Origin of the sequence: Intestinimonas timonensis (genome assembly GCF_900626145.1) — a bacterium.
In the GTDB taxonomy this organism is placed as follows: domain Bacteria; phylum Bacillota; class Clostridia; order Oscillospirales; family Oscillospiraceae; genus Intestinimonas; species Intestinimonas aquisgranensis.
Genome location: NZ_LR130817.1, coordinates 1,819,760 through 1,837,518, shown reverse-complemented (window position 1 = coordinate 1,837,518; position 17,759 = coordinate 1,819,760). Strand labels below are relative to the sequence as shown.

At 54.7% G+C, this 17,759-nt stretch carries 22 protein-coding genes and 1 pseudogene; 22 read left to right on the top strand and 1 reads right to left on the bottom strand.

Translation table 11 applies throughout. From position 1 onward, the window contains the following. Positions 1-57: 57 nt before the first annotated feature. The 22 genes and pseudogenes from acpP (at position 58) to E0E29_RS15795 (ending at position 16,868) form a co-directional block, all read left to right on the top strand. Positions 58-294, top strand: coding sequence for an acyl carrier protein (gene acpP / locus E0E29_RS15890; RefSeq protein ID WP_130850633.1), 237 nt, complete (start codon positions 58-60; stop codon positions 292-294). 67 nt (positions 295-361) lie between these two features. After that, positions 362-1,045 carry a ribonuclease III gene (rnc, locus tag E0E29_RS15885; protein ID WP_130850632.1) on the top strand — a complete coding sequence of 228 codons (684 nt, stop codon included), beginning with the start codon at positions 362-364 and terminating at the stop codon, positions 1,043-1,045. A gap of 107 nt (positions 1,046-1,152) precedes the next feature. Continuing rightward, on the top strand, positions 1,153-2,565 hold the full coding sequence (locus E0E29_RS15880) for a sodium-dependent transporter (RefSeq protein WP_207303617.1): 1,413 nt from the start codon (positions 1,153-1,155) through the stop codon (positions 2,563-2,565). 327 nt (positions 2,566-2,892) lie between these two features. Then, on the top strand, positions 2,893-3,738 hold the full coding sequence (locus tag E0E29_RS15875) for a sigma-E processing peptidase SpoIIGA (protein WP_130850630.1): 846 nt from the start codon (positions 2,893-2,895) through the stop codon (positions 3,736-3,738). A gap of 29 nt (positions 3,739-3,767) precedes the next feature. Continuing rightward, positions 3,768-4,490, top strand: coding sequence for an RNA polymerase sporulation sigma factor SigE (gene sigE, locus E0E29_RS15870; RefSeq protein ID WP_423202457.1), 723 nt, complete (start codon positions 3,768-3,770; stop codon positions 4,488-4,490). 124 nt (positions 4,491-4,614) lie between these two features. Further along, positions 4,615-5,385 (top strand): RNA polymerase sporulation sigma factor SigG, encoded by a 771-nt coding sequence (sigG, locus tag E0E29_RS15865; protein WP_130850629.1) that lies wholly within the window; start codon positions 4,615-4,617, stop codon positions 5,383-5,385. A gap of 76 nt (positions 5,386-5,461) precedes the next feature. Beyond that, complete coding sequence (locus E0E29_RS15860) at positions 5,462-5,731, top strand: YlmC/YmxH family sporulation protein (protein ID WP_130850628.1); 270 nt, start codon at positions 5,462-5,464, stop codon at positions 5,729-5,731. Positions 5,732-5,917: 186 nt separating this feature from the next. Then, positions 5,918-6,652 (top strand): 30S ribosomal protein S2, encoded by a 735-nt coding sequence (gene rpsB / locus E0E29_RS15855; protein WP_130850627.1) that lies wholly within the window; start codon positions 5,918-5,920, stop codon positions 6,650-6,652. Between the two features lie 89 nt (positions 6,653-6,741). Continuing rightward, positions 6,742-7,659, top strand: a complete 918-nt coding sequence (tsf, locus tag E0E29_RS15850) for a translation elongation factor Ts (RefSeq protein ID WP_130850626.1) — start codon at positions 6,742-6,744, stop codon at positions 7,657-7,659. Between the two features lie 471 nt (positions 7,660-8,130). Continuing rightward, positions 8,131-8,463, top strand: a complete 333-nt coding sequence (locus E0E29_RS15845; protein ID WP_130850625.1) for a hypothetical protein — start codon at positions 8,131-8,133, stop codon at positions 8,461-8,463. Next, the gene (gene lepB / locus E0E29_RS15840; protein ID WP_130850624.1) at positions 8,444-8,845 is read left to right on the top strand and encodes a signal peptidase I; all 402 of its coding nucleotides are present in this window, start codon (positions 8,444-8,446) and stop codon (positions 8,843-8,845) included. Before E0E29_RS15845 ends, lepB begins: the two co-directional genes overlap by 20 nt. Before the next feature lie 79 nt (positions 8,846-8,924). Further along, the gene (locus tag E0E29_RS15835; RefSeq protein WP_130850623.1) at positions 8,925-9,350 is read left to right on the top strand and encodes a hypothetical protein; all 426 of its coding nucleotides are present in this window, start codon (positions 8,925-8,927) and stop codon (positions 9,348-9,350) included. Beyond that, positions 9,331-11,067 carry a Mu transposase C-terminal domain-containing protein gene (locus tag E0E29_RS15830; RefSeq protein WP_165449935.1) on the top strand — a complete coding sequence of 579 codons (1,737 nt, stop codon included), beginning with the start codon at positions 9,331-9,333 and terminating at the stop codon, positions 11,065-11,067. The genes E0E29_RS15835 and E0E29_RS15830 overlap by 20 nt, the downstream gene beginning before the upstream one ends. Before the next feature lie 501 nt (positions 11,068-11,568). After that, a complete protein-coding gene (locus E0E29_RS15825; RefSeq protein ID WP_242622529.1) occupies positions 11,569-12,912 on the top strand; it encodes an AAA family ATPase in 1,344 nt (447 codons plus the stop codon). After that, entirely contained in the window at positions 12,909-13,319 is a 411-nt protein-coding gene (locus tag E0E29_RS18320; protein ID WP_165449934.1) for a hypothetical protein, read from the top strand. Before E0E29_RS15825 ends, E0E29_RS18320 begins: the two co-directional genes overlap by 4 nt. Then, positions 13,222-13,779: pseudogene (locus tag E0E29_RS19320) on the top strand (TniQ family protein); the annotation flags it as partial. The gene E0E29_RS18320 and the pseudogene E0E29_RS19320, both read left to right, overlap by 98 nt. Before the next feature lie 111 nt (positions 13,780-13,890). Next, a complete protein-coding gene (locus E0E29_RS18885) occupies positions 13,891-14,520 on the top strand; it encodes a hypothetical protein (protein ID WP_242622528.1) in 630 nt (209 codons plus the stop codon). 2 nt (positions 14,521-14,522) lie between these two features. Next, on the top strand, positions 14,523-14,897 hold the full coding sequence (locus tag E0E29_RS15815; protein ID WP_130850620.1) for a hypothetical protein: 375 nt from the start codon (positions 14,523-14,525) through the stop codon (positions 14,895-14,897). Then, positions 14,894-15,172: a hypothetical protein gene (locus E0E29_RS15810; protein ID WP_130850619.1), complete on the top strand. Its 279-nt coding sequence runs from the start codon at positions 14,894-14,896 to the stop codon at positions 15,170-15,172. Before E0E29_RS15815 ends, E0E29_RS15810 begins: the two co-directional genes overlap by 4 nt. 36 nt (positions 15,173-15,208) lie before the next feature. Next, positions 15,209-15,883 (top strand): recombinase family protein, encoded by a 675-nt coding sequence (locus E0E29_RS15805; RefSeq protein WP_130850618.1) that lies wholly within the window; start codon positions 15,209-15,211, stop codon positions 15,881-15,883. Then, the gene (locus E0E29_RS15800; RefSeq protein WP_130850617.1) at positions 15,880-16,383 is read left to right on the top strand and encodes a hypothetical protein; all 504 of its coding nucleotides are present in this window, start codon (positions 15,880-15,882) and stop codon (positions 16,381-16,383) included. Before E0E29_RS15805 ends, E0E29_RS15800 begins: the two co-directional genes overlap by 4 nt. Next, the gene (locus E0E29_RS15795) at positions 16,380-16,868 is read left to right on the top strand and encodes a hypothetical protein (protein ID WP_130850616.1); all 489 of its coding nucleotides are present in this window, start codon (positions 16,380-16,382) and stop codon (positions 16,866-16,868) included. Before E0E29_RS15800 ends, E0E29_RS15795 begins: the two co-directional genes overlap by 4 nt. Positions 16,869-17,376: 508 nt before the next feature. Here E0E29_RS15795 and E0E29_RS15790 read toward each other — a convergent pair. Next, positions 17,377-17,727 carry a helix-turn-helix domain-containing protein gene (locus E0E29_RS15790; RefSeq protein WP_130850615.1) on the bottom strand — a complete coding sequence of 117 codons (351 nt, stop codon included), beginning with the start codon at positions 17,725-17,727 and terminating at the stop codon, positions 17,377-17,379. Positions 17,728-17,759: the final 32 nt, after the last annotated feature.

Genomic DNA, 17,759 nt, shown 5'->3' with positions numbered 1-17,759 from the left:
CGGGAAAATATCCCTATTATGTGTGTGTAATAATCCTGTCTAAGGAGTCGATCGTAAATGATTTTTGAGAAGCTGTGTGACCTCATTTCTGAGCAGTTCGGCGTGGAGGCCGACACCATCACCATGGAGACTACCTTCACGGACGACCTGGGCGCTGATTCTCTGGACATCGTGGAGCTGTCCATGGCCTTGGAGGAGGAGTTCGGCGTGTCTGAGATGAGCGAGGAGGATATTGCCGGCATCGCCACCGTGGGTGATCTGGTGACCTATCTCCAGAACAAGCTGGACGCCTGAGCAGACATAACTGGGAGGGCCCCGCTTCGGCGGGGCCTCTCTTTGCGTATAGGGAGGTGGAACAGACATGGAAAAACTGGAAGAAAAGCTGGGATATACCTTTCATGACCGTCGGCTGCTGGAGAATGCCCTGACCCACAGCTCCTACGCCAACGAGAACAAAAGCAAGGGTGAGACCAGCAACGAGCGGCTGGAGTTTTTGGGTGACTCCGTTCTGGGGATGGTGGTGGCAGACCATCTCTACCGTACCCATCCGGACATGCCTGAGGGCGAGCTCACACGGACCCGCGCGGCCCTGGTGTGTGAGGACAGCCTGGTGGAGGTGGCTGCCCAGCTGGAGCTGGGGCAGTACCTGAAGCTGGGCCGGGGCGAGGACGCCGGCGGAGGCCGGAAGCGGCCCTCCATCCAGGCCGACGCCGTGGAGGCGGTCATCGCCGCTGTGTACCTGGACGGCGGTATCGGCTCTGCCCGGAAGCTCATCACCAACTTCATCCTGACCAACAACGAGCGGGAGCAGGAGGGAGCAGTCCGGGACTTCAAGACGGCTCTTCAGGAGCTGGTGCAGCGGGAGAGCGGCCGGGTGCTGAGCTACCGTCTCATGGGCGAGAGCGGACCGGACCACGCCAAGGTCTTCTCCGTGGAGGTGGACCTGAACGGACGGCCCATCGGTGCCGGTGAGGGACGCAGTAAAAAAGAGGCTGAGCAGAACGCCGCCAAGGCCGCCATGGCCAAGCTGAAGGCGGAGGGCTGAGCAGCAGTGTGAGGGCGGGCGGGCCGTCGAGGACGCCGGACAGGGAGGAGCTCCCTTCTGACCGGCGCTCTCGACGCCCCGTCGTCTCACGTTTGGGAACAATTCCCATGGATCTGAGAAAGTGGAGGAACAACGTTTTGGAGAGAGAAAAGTTTTCGTCCCGGCTGGGCTTCATCCTGATCTCAGCCGGCTGTGCCATCGGCCTGGGCAACGTATGGCGCTTTCCTTATATCGTGGGCCAGTACGGCGGCGCTGCCTTTGTGCTGGTGTATCTGTTTTTCCTGGTCATCCTGGGCCTGCCCATCATGGTCATGGAGTTTTCCGTGGGCCGGGCCAGCCAGAAGAGTATTTTGTGCTCCTTCCAGGTCCTGGAGCCCAAGGGCACCAAGTGGCACTGGTACGGCTGGATCGGCATGGCGGGCAATTACCTGCTCATGATGCTCTACACCACCATCGCCGGCTGGCTCATTCTGTACTTTATCAAAATGCTCAAGGGTGACTTCGTGGGCCTGGACACCGCAGGCGTGGCTGCTGAGTTCGGTGCTGTCACCGCTGACCCGGTGCTCCAGACCGTTTTCATGGGCCTGGTGGTGGTCCTGGGCATGCTGGTGTGCAGCCGGGGCCTCAAAAACGGCGTGGAGAAGATCAACAAGGCCATGATGGTCTGCCTGCTGGTGCTGCTGGTGGTGCTGGCCATCCGGGCGGTCACTCTGCCCGGTGCCGCCGCCGGCCTGGAGTTCTACCTCAAGCCCAATTTCCAGAACCTGATGTTCGATTCTAACGGTAATTTCCGTCTGGGCGAGGCCATCTACGCCGCCATGGGCCAGGCCTTCTTTACTTTGAGCCTGGGCATCGGTGCCATGGCCATTTTTGGCAGCTATATTGGCCGGGAACGCAGCCTTATGGGCGAGGTCATCAACATCACCATCCTGGATACCTTTGTGGCCTTCGTCTCCGGCCTCATCATCTTCCCCTCCGCCTTCGCCTTCGGGGTCCAGCCCGACTCCGGCGCCAACCTGATCTTCGTCACCCTGCCCAACGTCTTCAACGAGATGCCCGGCGGACGGCTGTGGGGTGCCCTCTTCTTTGTGTTTATGTCCTTCGCCGCCATGAGCACTGTCACCGCCGTCTTTGAGAACATCCTCTCTTGCTGGATGGACAAGTGGCAGGTCTCCCGGAGGAAGGCGGTGTGGGCCAATCTGATCCTGATTTTTGTTCTGAGCCTGCCCTGCCTGCTGAGCTTCAACCTCCTCTCCGGTGTCCAGTTCATCGGGATGAGCATATTCGATCTGGAGGACTTCATCGTCACTCAGAACCTGCTGCCCCTGGGCTCCATTCTCTACCTGCTGTTCTGCGTGGTCTCCAAGAAATACGCCTGGGGCTATGAGAACTTCCTGCTGGAGGCAGATCAGGGCAAGGGTGTCCGGTTCCCTGCCAAGCTGTGGTTTTACTTCACCTTTATCCTGCCCTTCATTGTCCTGGCCATTTTTGTGCTGGGCTACCAGGAGAAATTTTTCTGATTGTAAAAAGGAAGGTCCTGCTCGCATGTCATATGCGGGCAGGACCTTTTTTATCTCTCCCCCTCTTAGGCCCCCCTGGCTAAGCCAGGGGGACCCTTGTTTACAGCCCTGGTTTGACCTTTTTTGTGGCGGGCAAGCCCTATAATAATCTCTGCTGAATAAACCGCTGAGCGGTTTATTCGCGCAGCAAACATTGCTGCAATGTGTTTTTTCACTTGAACAAAGCCAACTGGCCTTGAAAGCCTGAGTTTTCAAGGAGCTTGGCTTTGCCCAGTGCACATTATAAATAATGTCTGCTGAGCGCTGTCGGCCAAGGGAGGGCTGGATATGACAGTCGTCTACATAGATTCTCTGTTTCTGCTCAATTTGATCGTAGACTATCTGCTGCTGCTGGGGGCGGCCCGGCTGTCCGGGGCGGTGCTCTGCCGTCCCCGTATGGCGCTTGGGGCCGTTTTGGGGGCGGCCTACGCCTGCGCGGTCTTCCTGCCAGGACTGGGCTTTCTCACCCACCCGGCCGTGGAACTCTCCATAGCTGTGGCCATGGCCCTCATCGCCTATGGCGGGGGACAGCGGCTCCTGCGGAGCTTCCTGGCCTTTCTGGCCATTTCCTGCGCCCTGGGGGGCGGTGTGCTGGCCCTGAGCCTACTGGGAGCCCGGGGCGTGGGGCTGGAGCGGGGCGTCCTCTCTCCCCATGTGGACCTGGGCGTCCTCCTCCTGGCCTCCGCCGGGTGCTATGCCGCGGCCTCCTTTGTCTTCCGGCGCAGCGCCGGCCACGGCACCCGAGAGCTGGTGGAGGCGGTGCTCACCCTGGAAGGGCGGCAGGTAACGGTCACCGCCCTGCTGGACACGGGCAACACCCTCACCGACCCGGCCACCGGCCAAGGGGTAATGGTGGTGGAAGGGGAGAAGGCGGCACCTCTGCTGGACCATCCATTGGGGGAGGCCCAGCTCCGGGACCCGGTGGGTACCCTGGCCCGGATGGAGGAAAGCAGGCGATTTCGGCTTCTGCCCTATCAGGCTGTGGGAGTGGAGTGCGGTCTGTTGCTGGCGGTGCGGCTGGATATGGCCAAGGTGGGGGAGCGGGAGTACCGTGGGGTGCTGGCGGCCCTTTCGCCCACCCGGCTCTCTGATGGCGGTGCATATAGTGCCCTGGTGGGTGCTATGGAGTCATAGACAGAACGGGGGAAGGGACGATGGGTAAAATGACGGTGACGATGGTGCGGGGGCGGACGCTCCTGTGGCGTCTGTTGGCCCGGTTGGGATTGTGCCTGCCGGGGAAGATCATGTATATCGGTGGGAGTGATACGCTGCCCGCCCCACTGGATCGGGAGGAGGAGGCCGATGTCCTGCTGCGGTTGGAGCGGGGGGAGGAGGGTGCCCGGGAGATCCTCATCGAGCACAATCTGCGGCTTGTGGCCTACATCGCCCGGCGGTTCGAGAACACGGGCATCAATATCGAGGACCTGATCTCCATTGGGACCATCGGCCTCATCAAGGCGGTGGGGACCTACAAGCCGGCCAAGAACATCAAGCTGGCCACCTACGCCAGCCGGTGCATCGAAAATGAGATCCTCATGTACCTGCGGAAAACGGCCAATCAAAAGACAGAGGTCTCCTTCGACGAGCCGCTGAACACCGACTGGGATGGCAATGAGTTGCTGCTCTCCGACATTCTGGGTACTGATAACGACCTGGTGATGAAGCCCATCGAGGACGACGTGGACCGGCAGCTCCTCTCTCTGGCCCTGGAAAAGCTCTCCGACCGGGAGCGGCGGATCATTACCCTCCGCTTCGGCCTGGATGGCAGGCCGGAGCGGACCCAAAAGGAGGTGGCCGATCTGCTGGGCATCTCCCAGTCCTACATCTCGCGCCTGGAGAAGCGGATCATCTCCCGACTCAAGAAGGAGATCCTGAGAATGCTGTGACGCAGGACGGCAAAAATCCATCGAAAACCGTCCAACGATAAAAAATATAGGCCGCCTCCCCGAGGTATGGTCCCTCCCCGCCTGGAGATACTGATAGCAGTAAAGCGCGGGGAGGTCAGCCGGATTGCAGGGGAAAGTAGAGATCTGCGGCGTCAACACCGCCAAGCTGAAGGTATTGAAGAATGAGGAGACGTTGGAGCTGCTCCGTCGGACCAAGGCCGGAGATATGGCGGCCCGGGAGGAGCTCATCGCCGGTAATCTGCGGCTGGTCCTCTCGGTGATCCAACGGTTCCACAACCGGGGAGAGAACGCCGACGACCTCTTTCAGGTGGGCTGCATCGGCCTCATCAAGGCCATCGACAACTTCAACGTGGATCTGGACGTGCGTTTTTCCACCTACGGTGTGCCCATGATCATCGGGGAGATCCGCCGCTACCTCCGGGACAACAGCGCCATGCGGGTGTCCCGGTCCATGCGGGACACGGCCTATAAGGTGCTCCAGACCAAAGAAAAATTCCTCTCCGAGCACCAGCGGGAACCCAGTGTGGAGGAGATTGCCTCTGCCATGGGGGTGAAGCGGGAGGAGGTGGTGGCTGCCCTGGATGCCATCGTGGACCCGGTGAGCCTCTATGAGCCGGTGTATGACCACGAGGGAGATACCATCTGCGTCATGGACCAGGTGAAGGACGCCAAGAACACCGACGAGAGCTGGCTGGAGCACATCGCCCTCAAGGAGGCCATTGCCAGACTGTCAGAACGAGAACGGCACATTTTGGACCTGCGCTTTTTTCAGGGTAAGACCCAGATGGAGGTCTCCGCTGAGGTAGGCATCTCCCAGGCACAGGTCTCCCGGCTGGAGAAGAGTGCCCTCAAGCAGATCCGCCGGGACCTGTAAAGGAGGGCATACCGGCGTCTTTTTTCGCATAGGGTGGCAGAGAGCGGAACACACCACAGGAAAGGGGGCGCCGGAGATGGAGAGCACCATCTCAGAGCTGAGGGACAAGGAGGTCATCGACATCAGCGGCGGCAGCCGCTTCGGCTATGTGGGAGATGTGGAGGTGGACCTGGAGACCGGGCAGGTAAAGGCCCTGGTGGTGCCGGGGCGCCTGCGGTTTTTCGGCCTGCTGGGCCGGGAGAAGGACCACGTCTTTCCCTGGTCGTCGGTGCGCCGGTTTGGGGAGGATATCATCCTGGTGGAGGGCGAAGGACCGGCTATGCTGGGAGAGAAGGCGGAGAACTGAGAGAGATGGTAAAAAACAGGAAAAAACAGTTGCATTTCCACCGCGACTGTGATAAAATACCCTAGCTATGCGAAAAGCACAGTATTACACACACCGTCCGGGATACGGCGTCCGGTGCCCGTTTGGGTGGACGTGCCGCAGATGAACGGGGTGGAGGTAATAACAATTAAAGGAGGAAACAAAACTATGGCAGTCGTATCTATGAAGCAGCTCCTGGAGGCCGGTGTCCACTTCGGTCACCAGACCCGCCGCTGGAACCCCAAGATGGCCACCTATATCTACACCGAGCGTAACGGCATCTACATCATCGACCTGCAGAAGACCGTGAAGAAGCTGGAGGAGGCCTACAACTTCGTCCGCGATCTGGCCGCTGGCGGTCAGACCCTGCTCTTCGTGGGCACCAAGAAGCAGGCTCAGGAGGCCATTAAGGAAGAGGCTGCCCGCTGCGGCGGTTACTATGTGAACGCCCGCTGGCTGGGCGGCATGCTCACCAACTTCAAGACCATGCGTGGCCGTGTGGACCGTCTGAACCAGCTCAAGAAGATGCAGGAGGACGGCACCTTCGACATGCTCCCCAAGAAGGAGGTCATGAAGCACCTGGGCGAGATCGCCAAGCTGGAGAAGTACCTGGGCGGCGTCACTGAGATGAAGAAGCTCCCCGGCGCCCTGTTCGTCGTTGACCCCCGCAAGGAGCGCAACGCCATCAACGAGGCCCGCAAGCTGAACATTCCCATCGTGGCCATCGTCGACACCAACTGCGATCCCGATGAGATCGACTACGTGATTCCCGGCAACGACGACGCCATCCGCGCCATCCGCCTGATCTCTTCCGTCATGGCCAACGCCATCATGGAGGGCAAGCAGGGCGAGGACAATGCCGCCGAGGAGGCCGCCAAGGCTGAGGAGACCACCAACGCCTGATTTGAGACCCTGACATTGGGCTTTTAGCGCCCGCCGGCGCGCGGCGGGCGCTTTTTTACAGAAGAAAAGAATATATGGAGGTTATTGATATGGCTTTTACCGCAAAAGACGTGCAGGCTCTGCGCGAGATGACCGGCGTGGGTATGATGGACTGCAAGAAGGCCCTCACCGAGGCCGACGGCAACATGGACAAGGCTGTGGAGCTGCTGCGTGAGAAGGGCCTGGCTGCTTCCCAGAAGAAGGCTGGCCGTATCGCCGCCGAGGGTATGGCTTACGCCGGCGTCATCGACGGCGTGGGCGTGGTGGTCGAGGTCAACGCCGAGACCGACTTCGTGGCCAAGAACGAGAAGTTCGTGGACTTCGTCAAGGGCGTGGCTGCCACCGTCGTGGCCAACAAGCCCGCCGACCTGGACGCTCTCATGGAGTGCAAGTACGCCGGCACCGACCTCACCGTCACCCAGCAGCAGCAGGAGATGGTCCTGGTCATCGGCGAGAATATCAAGGTCCGCCGTTTTGCCTTCTTCACCGAGGGCGTGTGCGTGCCCTACATCCACGCCGGCGGCAAGATCGGCGTGCTGGTGAACCTGGAGACCAGCCTCTCCGCCGAGCAGGTGGAGACCGTTGGTAAGGACGTGGCCATGCAGATCGCCGCTCTGAACCCCCGTTTCTGGGACAAGACCCAGGTCACCCAGGACGTGCTGGACGAGGAGAAGAAGATCATGATGGTCCAGATGTCCAACGATCCCAAGATGGCTTCCAAGCCCGAGCAGGTCCGTGAGAAGATCGTCATGGGTAAGCTCAACAAGTTCTACGCTGAGAACTGCCTGCTGCAGCAGGAGTTCGTCAAGGACAACAGCATGAGCGTGGAGCAGTATATCGCTTCCTCCGCCAAGGCTCTGGGCGGCACCATCACCTTCAAGAATGCTGTGCGCTTTGAGAAGGGCGAGGGCATCGAGAAGAAGCAGGAGAACTTCGCTGAGGAGATCGCCAAGCAGCTCGGCAAGTAATTGTTGAGGCCATCCCCCCGCATCATAGCCTCATTGTCCACTCAATAATGACTCGCAAGGAGTCCAAGGTAATCGTAATGATTGCCCTGGGCTCCTTATTTTTTTGGAGACAAAGGGACCAAGAAAACCCTTTTGGTCTCCATTTTTTTATTTTTTGGGTTCTTTGGAGCTTCAGGATACCCCCTCTCAGGCAGCGCTCAGATGGTCAGGATTGGGCGGACAAGTGGGCGAGGATTGAGGGGGACAATATCAGGGAGACTCAAGATAAATCGAATTATTCGGAGTTTTTGCAGGGAGTTTTTGAATTAATCGGAGTTTTTGCGGGAAATTTCAGCAAAATCTCGGATTAATTCCTTGGCTCTCCACAGAAATTCAGATTAATTCTTTGTCCTCAGCAAAAACTCGGATTAATTTCCTTGTCTTTCCGCAAATTCTCGGATTAATTCTTGGGTCTCCCTGGAGGTGTTTTGGATGCTAACGATATCTTCTAATGACCTTGTGGCGCTTATTCTTGCCCTTGGGATTACTTTACTGGCAGATTTCTTTTTTCCCTTGCCTATCCACGAGACCTATGTCCCCTGCCCTGTGTGGCTGATGCGCTATGTGACAGGATATGAGATGCAGCCAACCATGGCCGTAATTTGGATGACGACGCTGCTGTATGTCATCATCCGCTATGATCTGCGGGGTCTGGCTGTTGCCGGGATACTGACGGTAGCTTGCTGGATTGCCTGGTTGATAGCCTTCTGCGAGGCTGCAATTTATGAAGAGGAGGTGAAATCAAATGAAGCGAATCGGCGATGATCGATGCACAGTACGTGATTATGTGGAGTTGGCCATCACTCTTGCCTTCGCCTACATCATCATAATTAGTGGTGTGCGAGTAGCTATGGTGATCGGTCCGTCCATGCAGCCAACGCTGTCAGAGTACAGTATCCATATCCTTGTGCCTATTCAGGATCCGGAAATCGGAGACATCGTGGCATTCCGGCGGCCTAGTCAGAAGAATTCCTATATCAAACGGATCGTGGCTGGGCCTGGGGACACAGTAGACCATTGGGGCACTCCTCTTACCTTGGGACCCGGAGAGTACTATGTGCTGGGGGACAACCGGGGCAATTCCCGGGACTCCCGTTCATTTGGCCCCATCGATGGGGATACGATCTGGGGGCGGTTGGTGCTCTGACGTGGCCAAGGAGATTCGGCCATTTGTGCCTCTGTTTGCTACAAAACTTAAAAATGAATGAAGGAGGTCTTTAATCCCCATGGAGAAAGCCGGCACAAAAACCAGGGACATCAAGTTTTTTAGTCCCAAAAACAACGCTATGATGACTGTCCATACGCCTGTGGCTCAGGAGTTCGCCCGGTACTTGGAGGAGCAGCCCTGGGTGGCGTCCTATGACACCTGTGTGCCACTGCAGATGGAGCACTACCCCCATGTGTCCCCTGTGGACATCCGGGCGGAGTATTTTACCGTCCAATGGGCCAGCGATTTTGTGCTCCATTTGGCAGACGGCAGCATGGGCATCCGGGAAATTTGTACTCTGGAGCAGTTCCAAAAGAGAGCTTTTATTGAAAAGCTGGAATTCTCCCGCCGTTACTGGCTGGCTACTGGGGTGACGGACTGGCGGGTGTATGTGTATGGAGGCGAGGGAAAGCTGGTGGAGACCCATGATCAGTCGCTTTGTTGAGTACGCTGGCGATATCTACCGGGTGCTTCTGGAAACGGCAGACGGGGCATGGCTGATTGCCTATGCACAGATAAAGCCCCCCTTCTTTGTTTCAGCAGCCAACTTTGTAGCTTATACACCTATACAGGCCCCTGATGGGTTCGTAAAGGCATGTACGGCCCATGAGTCCATGAGCGAGGCGCAAATCAGACGTCTGCAAATGATTGAACCGTTGGTTGCGGACAATCAATACATCTACGACCCTGGATCCCGACGCAGGCGGGCACAGGAGATTGCCAATGCGCATGGCGTGACAGTGCGCACGGTGCTGCGGATCTATTTCCGCTACCTTGCATCAGGAGTAATCTTGGCTGATAAACCAAGAGAACGCCGTCGGAATCCGGAGTTTGAACAAGCAATTCAGAAATACTACTATTCCTCTCGTCAGTTTTCCTTGAGAGCTGCCTATGAAATGATGATTTTGGAACGCTATACGGATGATACAGGACAAATCAAAGAGGATGCGCCGAGCTACCACACGTTCCGCCACTACTTCTATGACCATCGACTCCATCAGCTGCCCCAAAAGATCATTGCCCGTGAAGGCCTATCGGCCTATCAGCGGGACCACCGGCTGACCCTTGGTAGCGGACCAGGGTGGCGTGATCGACTGGGCTGCTACCAGATGGACGCTACTTTGGCCGATATCTACTTGGTCTCCCGCCTGGACCGCAGCACCGTGATCGGGCGGCCTAACATCTATCTGGCAGTGGACACTATGACACAGCTGATTACAGGCGTCTATGTGGGACTGGATGCCGGAGAAACCGCTGTTATGGCCTGTATTGCACAGGCAGCGGGCAATAAGGTAGATTTCTGTCGACGCTATGGCATTCATATCGCAGAAGCGCAGTGGCCCAACACAGGGATCCCCCGGGAGATCATCACGGACAAGGGGCGGGAATTTTGTGGAAATCGGGTGGAAGAACTATCCCTACGATATGGCGTAGTCATTCAAAATCTGCCGCCCTATCGCCCGGATCGTAAAGGTCTGGTGGAAAAGGCCTTTGATTTGATCCAGGAACGATACAAGCCATTGCTTCGAGGAAAGGGAGTGATTGAGGAAGATGCGCAGGAGCGATGGGCAGTGGACTACCGGGCACAGGCATCTTTGACGCTGGATGAATTCACGGCGATTGTAATTCATTCGATTCTGTTTTTGAATTCTGGTCGACTGCTTTCCAATGGTTTGACCCCCGCACAACAGTGGCTGGAATCCGATGACGAGCTGCTTCAAGCGAATGAGCATGAACTATCCTGCATGGGACTCCCCCGCACCACGGTGAAAATGGGACGCAAAGGAATCCGACACAGGAAAATGTGGTATGTGCCGTCGGACCGAGACCTGCTGCACCCCGGGGAGACCTACACCATCGCCTACGACCCCAGCAACGTGAGCTGCATCTATGTGGTGCTGGATGGTCAGTATTACCCGTGTCGCCTGGGCCCTGCTGACCAGCACTACCAGGGTGCAGGTGCGGTGGAAGCAGCGATGGCTCAGCAGGCACTACGACAGCAGATTGGGCATCGCCGACGGGCATCACAGGCTGCCAGCATTGCTGCTACGCAGGCCATCCGGGACATTGCAGCACAGGCTTTGGGGGCGGCACCGAAGGAACAAGATGGGCAGGAAATCCAGAAAAACCGAGATGCCGAGATGTCCCACCTGACCCAGTGAGGGCCGCCCCCTCCTCTTTTCTTTGACACCGGCACCTACAACAGGAAAACATCTTGGAGTCTTTGGGTCAAGCCTGACATTTTAAGCCAGCACAAGAAAGTTGCAGGGTAGAAAGGTATGATCAAGGTAGATTTGGGGGATTAAGACTCTTGGTGTAAACGCAACTTATATCGCCAAAATCGTTTTGTATACCCTATATTTTCTTGCTTTTTATAATCTATTTTCTGTATGGGGCAAAAAGGTAAGATTATATGGAAAGTAAATAGATATATGAACTCATAAATAAGAAATACTTTTTACTTAAGATTTTACCTTTGTGCCCTAATCCAAGACCAACCAAGGCAATGACTTTTTGTGTCGGCTTAAAAAGATAGGATTGAGCAGATTGTGCTCAATCTGCAAAAGTGTTTGAAAAAGTTTGAAGGAAAAAGTAATACAGGAGTTTTTGAAAATTGAGCACTTTTTGCTTAAGAATATAAAGAAGGAAGGAGGAACACACCAGTGGACAAGTACGTAAAAGACCAGACAGTAGGTGCCGTCTACGATAATGCACCGGCGGGAAATCCGTTCCTGGCGGCGATGCCAGACCTGCTGCCGCCGGCCCGCTTCCTGCAGCAGATCGGCAGCTCACCACCACTGCCGCAGGAGTTGCCGGTAATGACCCTGGAGGAGCGCCGGCGGCTGCTCCCGACGCTATCATCCCTCTTTGTGCCCCTGGATTATATGTACGCCATCTACGACACGCTGTACCGGGCTATCGCAACCACCTACACCACACGCACCATGATAGATGGTATCCGGCAGATCAACGCCATATTTGCCGGCCGGGAACTGCAAAGTTACGCCACGCAGGCAGATAGCGGATCAATTTTAGGCGTTCCTGGTATCGGAAAGACATCTACTATTCGGCGGTGTCTATCGGTGATGCCGCAGACCATCGAACACACGGAGTACCAAGGACAGCCGTTTTATTGCAAACAGGTGCTCTATCTTCTTGCGGAATGTCCTTCGGATTGTTCAGTAAAAACTCTGGGCTATAACATCATCACCGCCCTGGATCGGGCAATCGGATCAGGCTATATGGACTCCCTCAGCGCACTGCGCTCGTCTTCGGCCAGCGCCATTGCCACTCAGGTCAAGATCTTATGCATGACCCATCATGTAGGACTCATAGTTGTTGACGAAATTCAAAATGCTGTCGTTACAGCAAGAAAAAATCGTCAGGTCAAGCCTTTGATTAAGTTTCTTGTTGAACTCACCAACGACACATCTACTGCCGTTTATTTTATCGGTACACCACTTGCTGAAGAGCTTTTCACTTCTCAGGAGCACCTAAAGCGCCGAACCCGTGGCATCCGCCTTCTCCCTCTCAGGCCGGACGGAACCTACCGTGAGTTCTTACAGTCCATCTGGCCTTACCAATACACACCACAGTCCGCTGCGCTAACGGATAAGCTCGCCAATAAGCTATACGATTTTTCTGGCGGCATCCCAGCGTACATTATCAAAATTTTTCAGGAGAGTCAGGCCCAGGCTCTGATCCAGGGCCGAAGTTCGATTGATGAAAAAATCATGCAGCGGGCAATCGATATTCTGGCTATCAAGGTCCCTAAGACCTACTCTGGCGGCACTCATATTTCGGATTTTGAAATTGGGAAAGAACTGCCAGAGGTACCACCAGAGCCACAGGAAGTGCCTCGCCAATATGCCAACAAGCGGGGACGGCGGGCAACGCAGCGGGACGATGCTGACTTGCTGGTGGCTTTTAGAGAGAGCCGTGGAGCACAAGAGATGATCAAGTTTTTGGAGATACACAACATGCTCGAAAGGATGGGAAACGAATGAATAAAGATCCGAAGATCATTAACCTGGCCGAGACTAACATCTTTGCCTCCCTCGAAGAATCTCCCCTCATTTGGCTGCCTATATTTTTTGCCGCTGAAACACCTCTGAATAGAGAAGATGGCTACTGTGCACTGGTTCAGCTCCGGCGACCTGGGGGTGCAGTGGAGACGCACAAGTACACCATTGTCTATCAGCGTTCCCAGCAGGATCAGCAGATTCAGTATTACATCACGTTTGATCGGCAATACCTTCCTGACGAAGACTCATTGATGCACGATCCTTCTGATGCCGGCTTGTTCCTTCGTGTCTATGATTCCCTGGAAAGTGCAAAAGCCGGCGTGGAGACAGATATCCGGCACCTGTGCGGCGATCCGCAGGCTGATTATCAGGCAGTGCTGCCGTACTGATATGCTGACGTATTTCCCAACGCCATATCCGGGTGAGTGGTGGTACTCGGTCCTGTGTCGGTATCATATACGATCTGGCTATAACAAGTACGCCACTACCATCAATGAGTTATATAGCGGCCGGAAAATGGTGCATGGCAGGCTTATCCCTGGAGGCGATTGCGCAGCCATCTTGTCCAACTTGCCGCCTGGGGTGCTGTCAATCGATGATGTACTTCAAAACCATACTCTACTGCCGTACTATACAAGATTTTTTCTAACGGACAAAAAACGGCAGGTATGGGAGGCATTACGGGTAGGCCGTGGATCAGGGATCACCAGTGTGCGAACACAGATGCCAGACGGCACCGAGGGACTCAAGTATTGCCCTACCTGCTATCTCTTGGATACAGAAAAATATGGGGAGCCATTTTGGCACCGGGTACATCAGATCCCCCTTATCCCCCTTTGCCCGATGCACAGAACTCCACTCATTGCTGTGCCCATCAAATTCGCACGGTTGTCCGAGGTTTTTCTGCCGCTCACATCTATTCACTGCCAGAAGTCTATTTCCCGGGAGAAAGCCCCGTGGATGGAGTCGCTGACTGATATGCTGACGGCGTTGCTATGCAGAGACTATGCCCCAACGGTTGGATACAACAATCTGCATGCCGCATTGATCAACGCAGGATATGGGGTGGACAAGATCAGCAAGTATCAAACCCTGAGCGTTGAAAAAATCCAGGAGGCGGCAAGGGCGTATTATGGCAATCAAATCTATGAGCAGTACTTTGCCAGCTTGTCTTCCGCCGTACTATCACGGCTCATAAGTTGGCATCTATCCTCGCCGGAGCGGTATGCGCTGATTGCTGTGATGGTTGGAATGGATTCAGAAACTCTGTTTGGTCCGGCTATTGAGCCAATCGACCCACTGCTGGAGAAGCTCTTGTCCTACAAGAAGGCAGGTGTGATATACGGCAAAACCGATCTGGCCGCAAAGATGGGTATACAGCCTGGACAGTTGGACTCCCTTGCTCAAAAGTATAATATACAACCCTTTTGGCGACAGATCCAGCAGGAACGTAATCGGTGTATTCGGTTGTTATTAACAGCTGAAGAGTATGCAACTGTATGGGAATCCAATAAGAATAGTGGGGGCGGGCAACTGGCTGTGTTTGCCAGATCCATTGTTCTGAATTTCTGCCAAAAGAAAGAGGGCTAAATATGGACAAGTACAAAAGAATTTTGGAGCAAGTCAGATCAAAGGGTAACAAAAAGGCGCAGGAAAAAGAGGCGGCGGCCATCGTCGAGGTGATGTGTCTGTCCGTCGATGACAGCCCACACATGATTGCCATGGAAGATGGGGCAGCCATGCTGGCCGCTCTGTACACGTTGTGCCTGGATGATGGGATCAATACGATTGGGGCGTATCTTGAAATCAGGGGGAGACTCGATAATCTGCTGGATGATATGTATGACAAGATGCGGGAGATATACCCGGTACCCGCTCAAGCTGCATCAGAGGGTAAGTCAGAGCGGGATATTGCCGATGCACTGGAGCGCCTAAGGGCTATATCCGCTAAGGAGGATCGGCCATGACCTGGATGGATAGCCACTATCGGGTCCATGCCCTCACGCTCAGCTGGGTAAGCCGGGACAGCGATATGATTGATTGGGTAGACGAGGTCATTGAGCCTTTGAAGGAGCACCTTGATCTTGAACCCATGCTGTGGGCAATGTCTGCGCTCATGGCTCTAACCTCTACCCCTTCGCCTCTGGGTGTCAGCCCTTGCTATAGATGGGCATGTCGGACGATAGGCGCAAAGATTCAGAGAGCAATCGAGAGGCAGATCAAGGAGACAAAATACCCATAATACATGAGTTTTTTAACATGCAGGTGGAGCTGAGACATGGGGAAACACTTTGAAAATCAAGTCAAATCTACTCCTATTTCAGAGAATAATGAAACTTTTGCGACCATACATGGCTACGCTCGATGCAGCACCTCCGACAGCAAACAGGACATTGATCGTCAGGTCCGGGAGCTGAAGGCCGCAGGTGCCACACGGATTTGGCTGGAGTATGAGCATGGCGACGCTGCCATTAAAAATCAGCAGGGGGCCATGCTGGAAGCTGCTAATTCTGGCGATAGCATCATTGTTTCAGAAGTCTCCCGTTTGGCCAGATCAGTTAAGCAATTGTGCACCATCATCGATTGCATCCGAGATAAGCATCTGCGTTTGGTCATCTTAGGCTCCATCACCATGGATTGCCGGATGGATACACCTGATCCTATGACGGAGGCATTTTTGCAAATTGCCGGTGTCTTTTCTCAATTGGAGCTCTCCATGATTCGGCAGAGAGTCAAATCCGGCATGGCCAATGCCAAAGCCAAGGGCAAGCAGATTGGCCGACCGGCAACCACATTTGACCGGATTCCTGATCAATTTCTACGCTACCATACTCTATTTCAGGGCGGTCACCTCTCTCTCACCGAATTGGCTCGGTTGGCCAGCGTCAGCCGTCCCACAGCCTATAAGTACATTCATCTCATTAATGATCAGCAAAGGAGGCAAGAGAAATGATTGAGACCTATCGGGCCCATCTGATCCCGCCTGCAGCTCTCCGCACCACCCTTTACCGGGGGGAACAAGGGGAACGAGAAGAGATTCAGATTCATGATTTGGAATTTAAAAGCCATAAAATATATGATATCCGCTCCATTGTCCTTGGAGCTAACATCTCCATCGATTCTTGTGACCTTGATACTCTTTGGGCTACCACGGAGGATGACGCTTATATTCGGGCATACCACATTTCAAAAATTGAGGGCTTGTCCGCTGAAATCGGCCCTGTCCCCATTCCTCCGCTGGTTCCTCCGGCCACCAGCTTAATGGGCTGTGTGATCGTAGATACCATTGCTGGCCGGTACCGTTATATAGTCGACCGCTGGTATAAAGACATCTTTGAGGCCACTGAGGACTCGACTCGCAATGATCCGCCGGATATTGTAGCGGCGCTGCACCTACACTGGGTCACCCAGGTTATGGGCCTGAAAGCCGTCAGAGGGGGCGAGCCCATATGACCGAGCGAGACATCATCTATCGTATCCTTCCACCGGCTATGATCCTGACGACGGTGGAGCGGCAACCTGAGGAGTACCCCTATCCCCCGGAGGTCTACATCCGGGAGGTTGAGCGCCGAGAGCTTATAGATACCGAGATTAATTACGACGAATTGAATATCCGGATTGGAAGCTGCACTATAGAGATCGTGCATGGCGAGACCGAGTATGGTCAGTGCTTCAGAGCGTTTCGGATCATCTCCATTAATGACATGCGAGCCATGGAATACGCCGACAACCGTTACCCCATCTTTCTGATCCCGGACAATGTAATCCGGGGAACACTAACTGTAGACGATGGGCAGTCCTGGTGGCGGTATGTGATTGACAAGTGGTACGAGGATGATAAGACTCGGGATCATGATATCGATTACGACAATCCTCCTGACCTGGTACCGGCTCTGGCCCTGCTCTTCCGCCCCCACGTTCGGGATCTGGATATGTGACGATGTACATTTTTTCATCTGCACGCTTTTGGGGAAGAGAAAAAAGGGGTGAATGGAGGGAAAATAGACCGTATCTTGTATGTTTGATATCCGTTTTTTGCCCACCTCTATACAATATTGGGGATTTAAAAATCAAGGCAAGAAAGACGGATAGTTCGGGATTTGGGGAGCTTTAAACGACCTGGAGCTATATAATCCCATATTGTTGTGGTGGGTATAACACAGCACAAAACAAGGGGTGAAACATCAGGTAAAACCAAAGATATAACACAGCATAAAACAATGGGCTAAACATAGCCCTAAACATGGGTACAAAAAAATCCCCCGGGCGACTTTCTCGCTCCGGGGGTTCAGCAGGGGGAATTGGGAATCACAAAAAGGAGATAGGATAGATATCCTCAACTATGGCTATCTTATCATATGCAGATTTTTTCAGGGTGCCAAATATTTTTGCCCAATCATATGATTCCTTGCCCCGCACCATTTGCTGTGTCGGCTTTGGTTAGTCTTACTCTTTCTCCAGAGCCCTTGCCGCCTCGATGATCTCTATCTGCTTGGCCAGCATATCGTCTACCAGCTTCTTCAGCTCGGGCGGTAACTGGTCCACCCGGGCGGCCATGCTGACAGAATCCAGCCGGCCAAATAGCAGATAATCAGCCGAGCACCCAAAAATCTCGCAGAGCTGGATTAGTCCAGGGACAGACAGGCCGGAGCGTCCACGCTCGATGTCCGTAATATACCATACCGACATATCCATCATTTCGGCCAGCTGTTCTCGGGTCAATCCCATACGGGTGCGCTCCTGCTGCACTCGGACTCCGATTGCAGTGGACTCGTTGGTTGGTGTCGATCTCGGCATGGTGTAATCCCCCCTGATAATATGTACTTGGT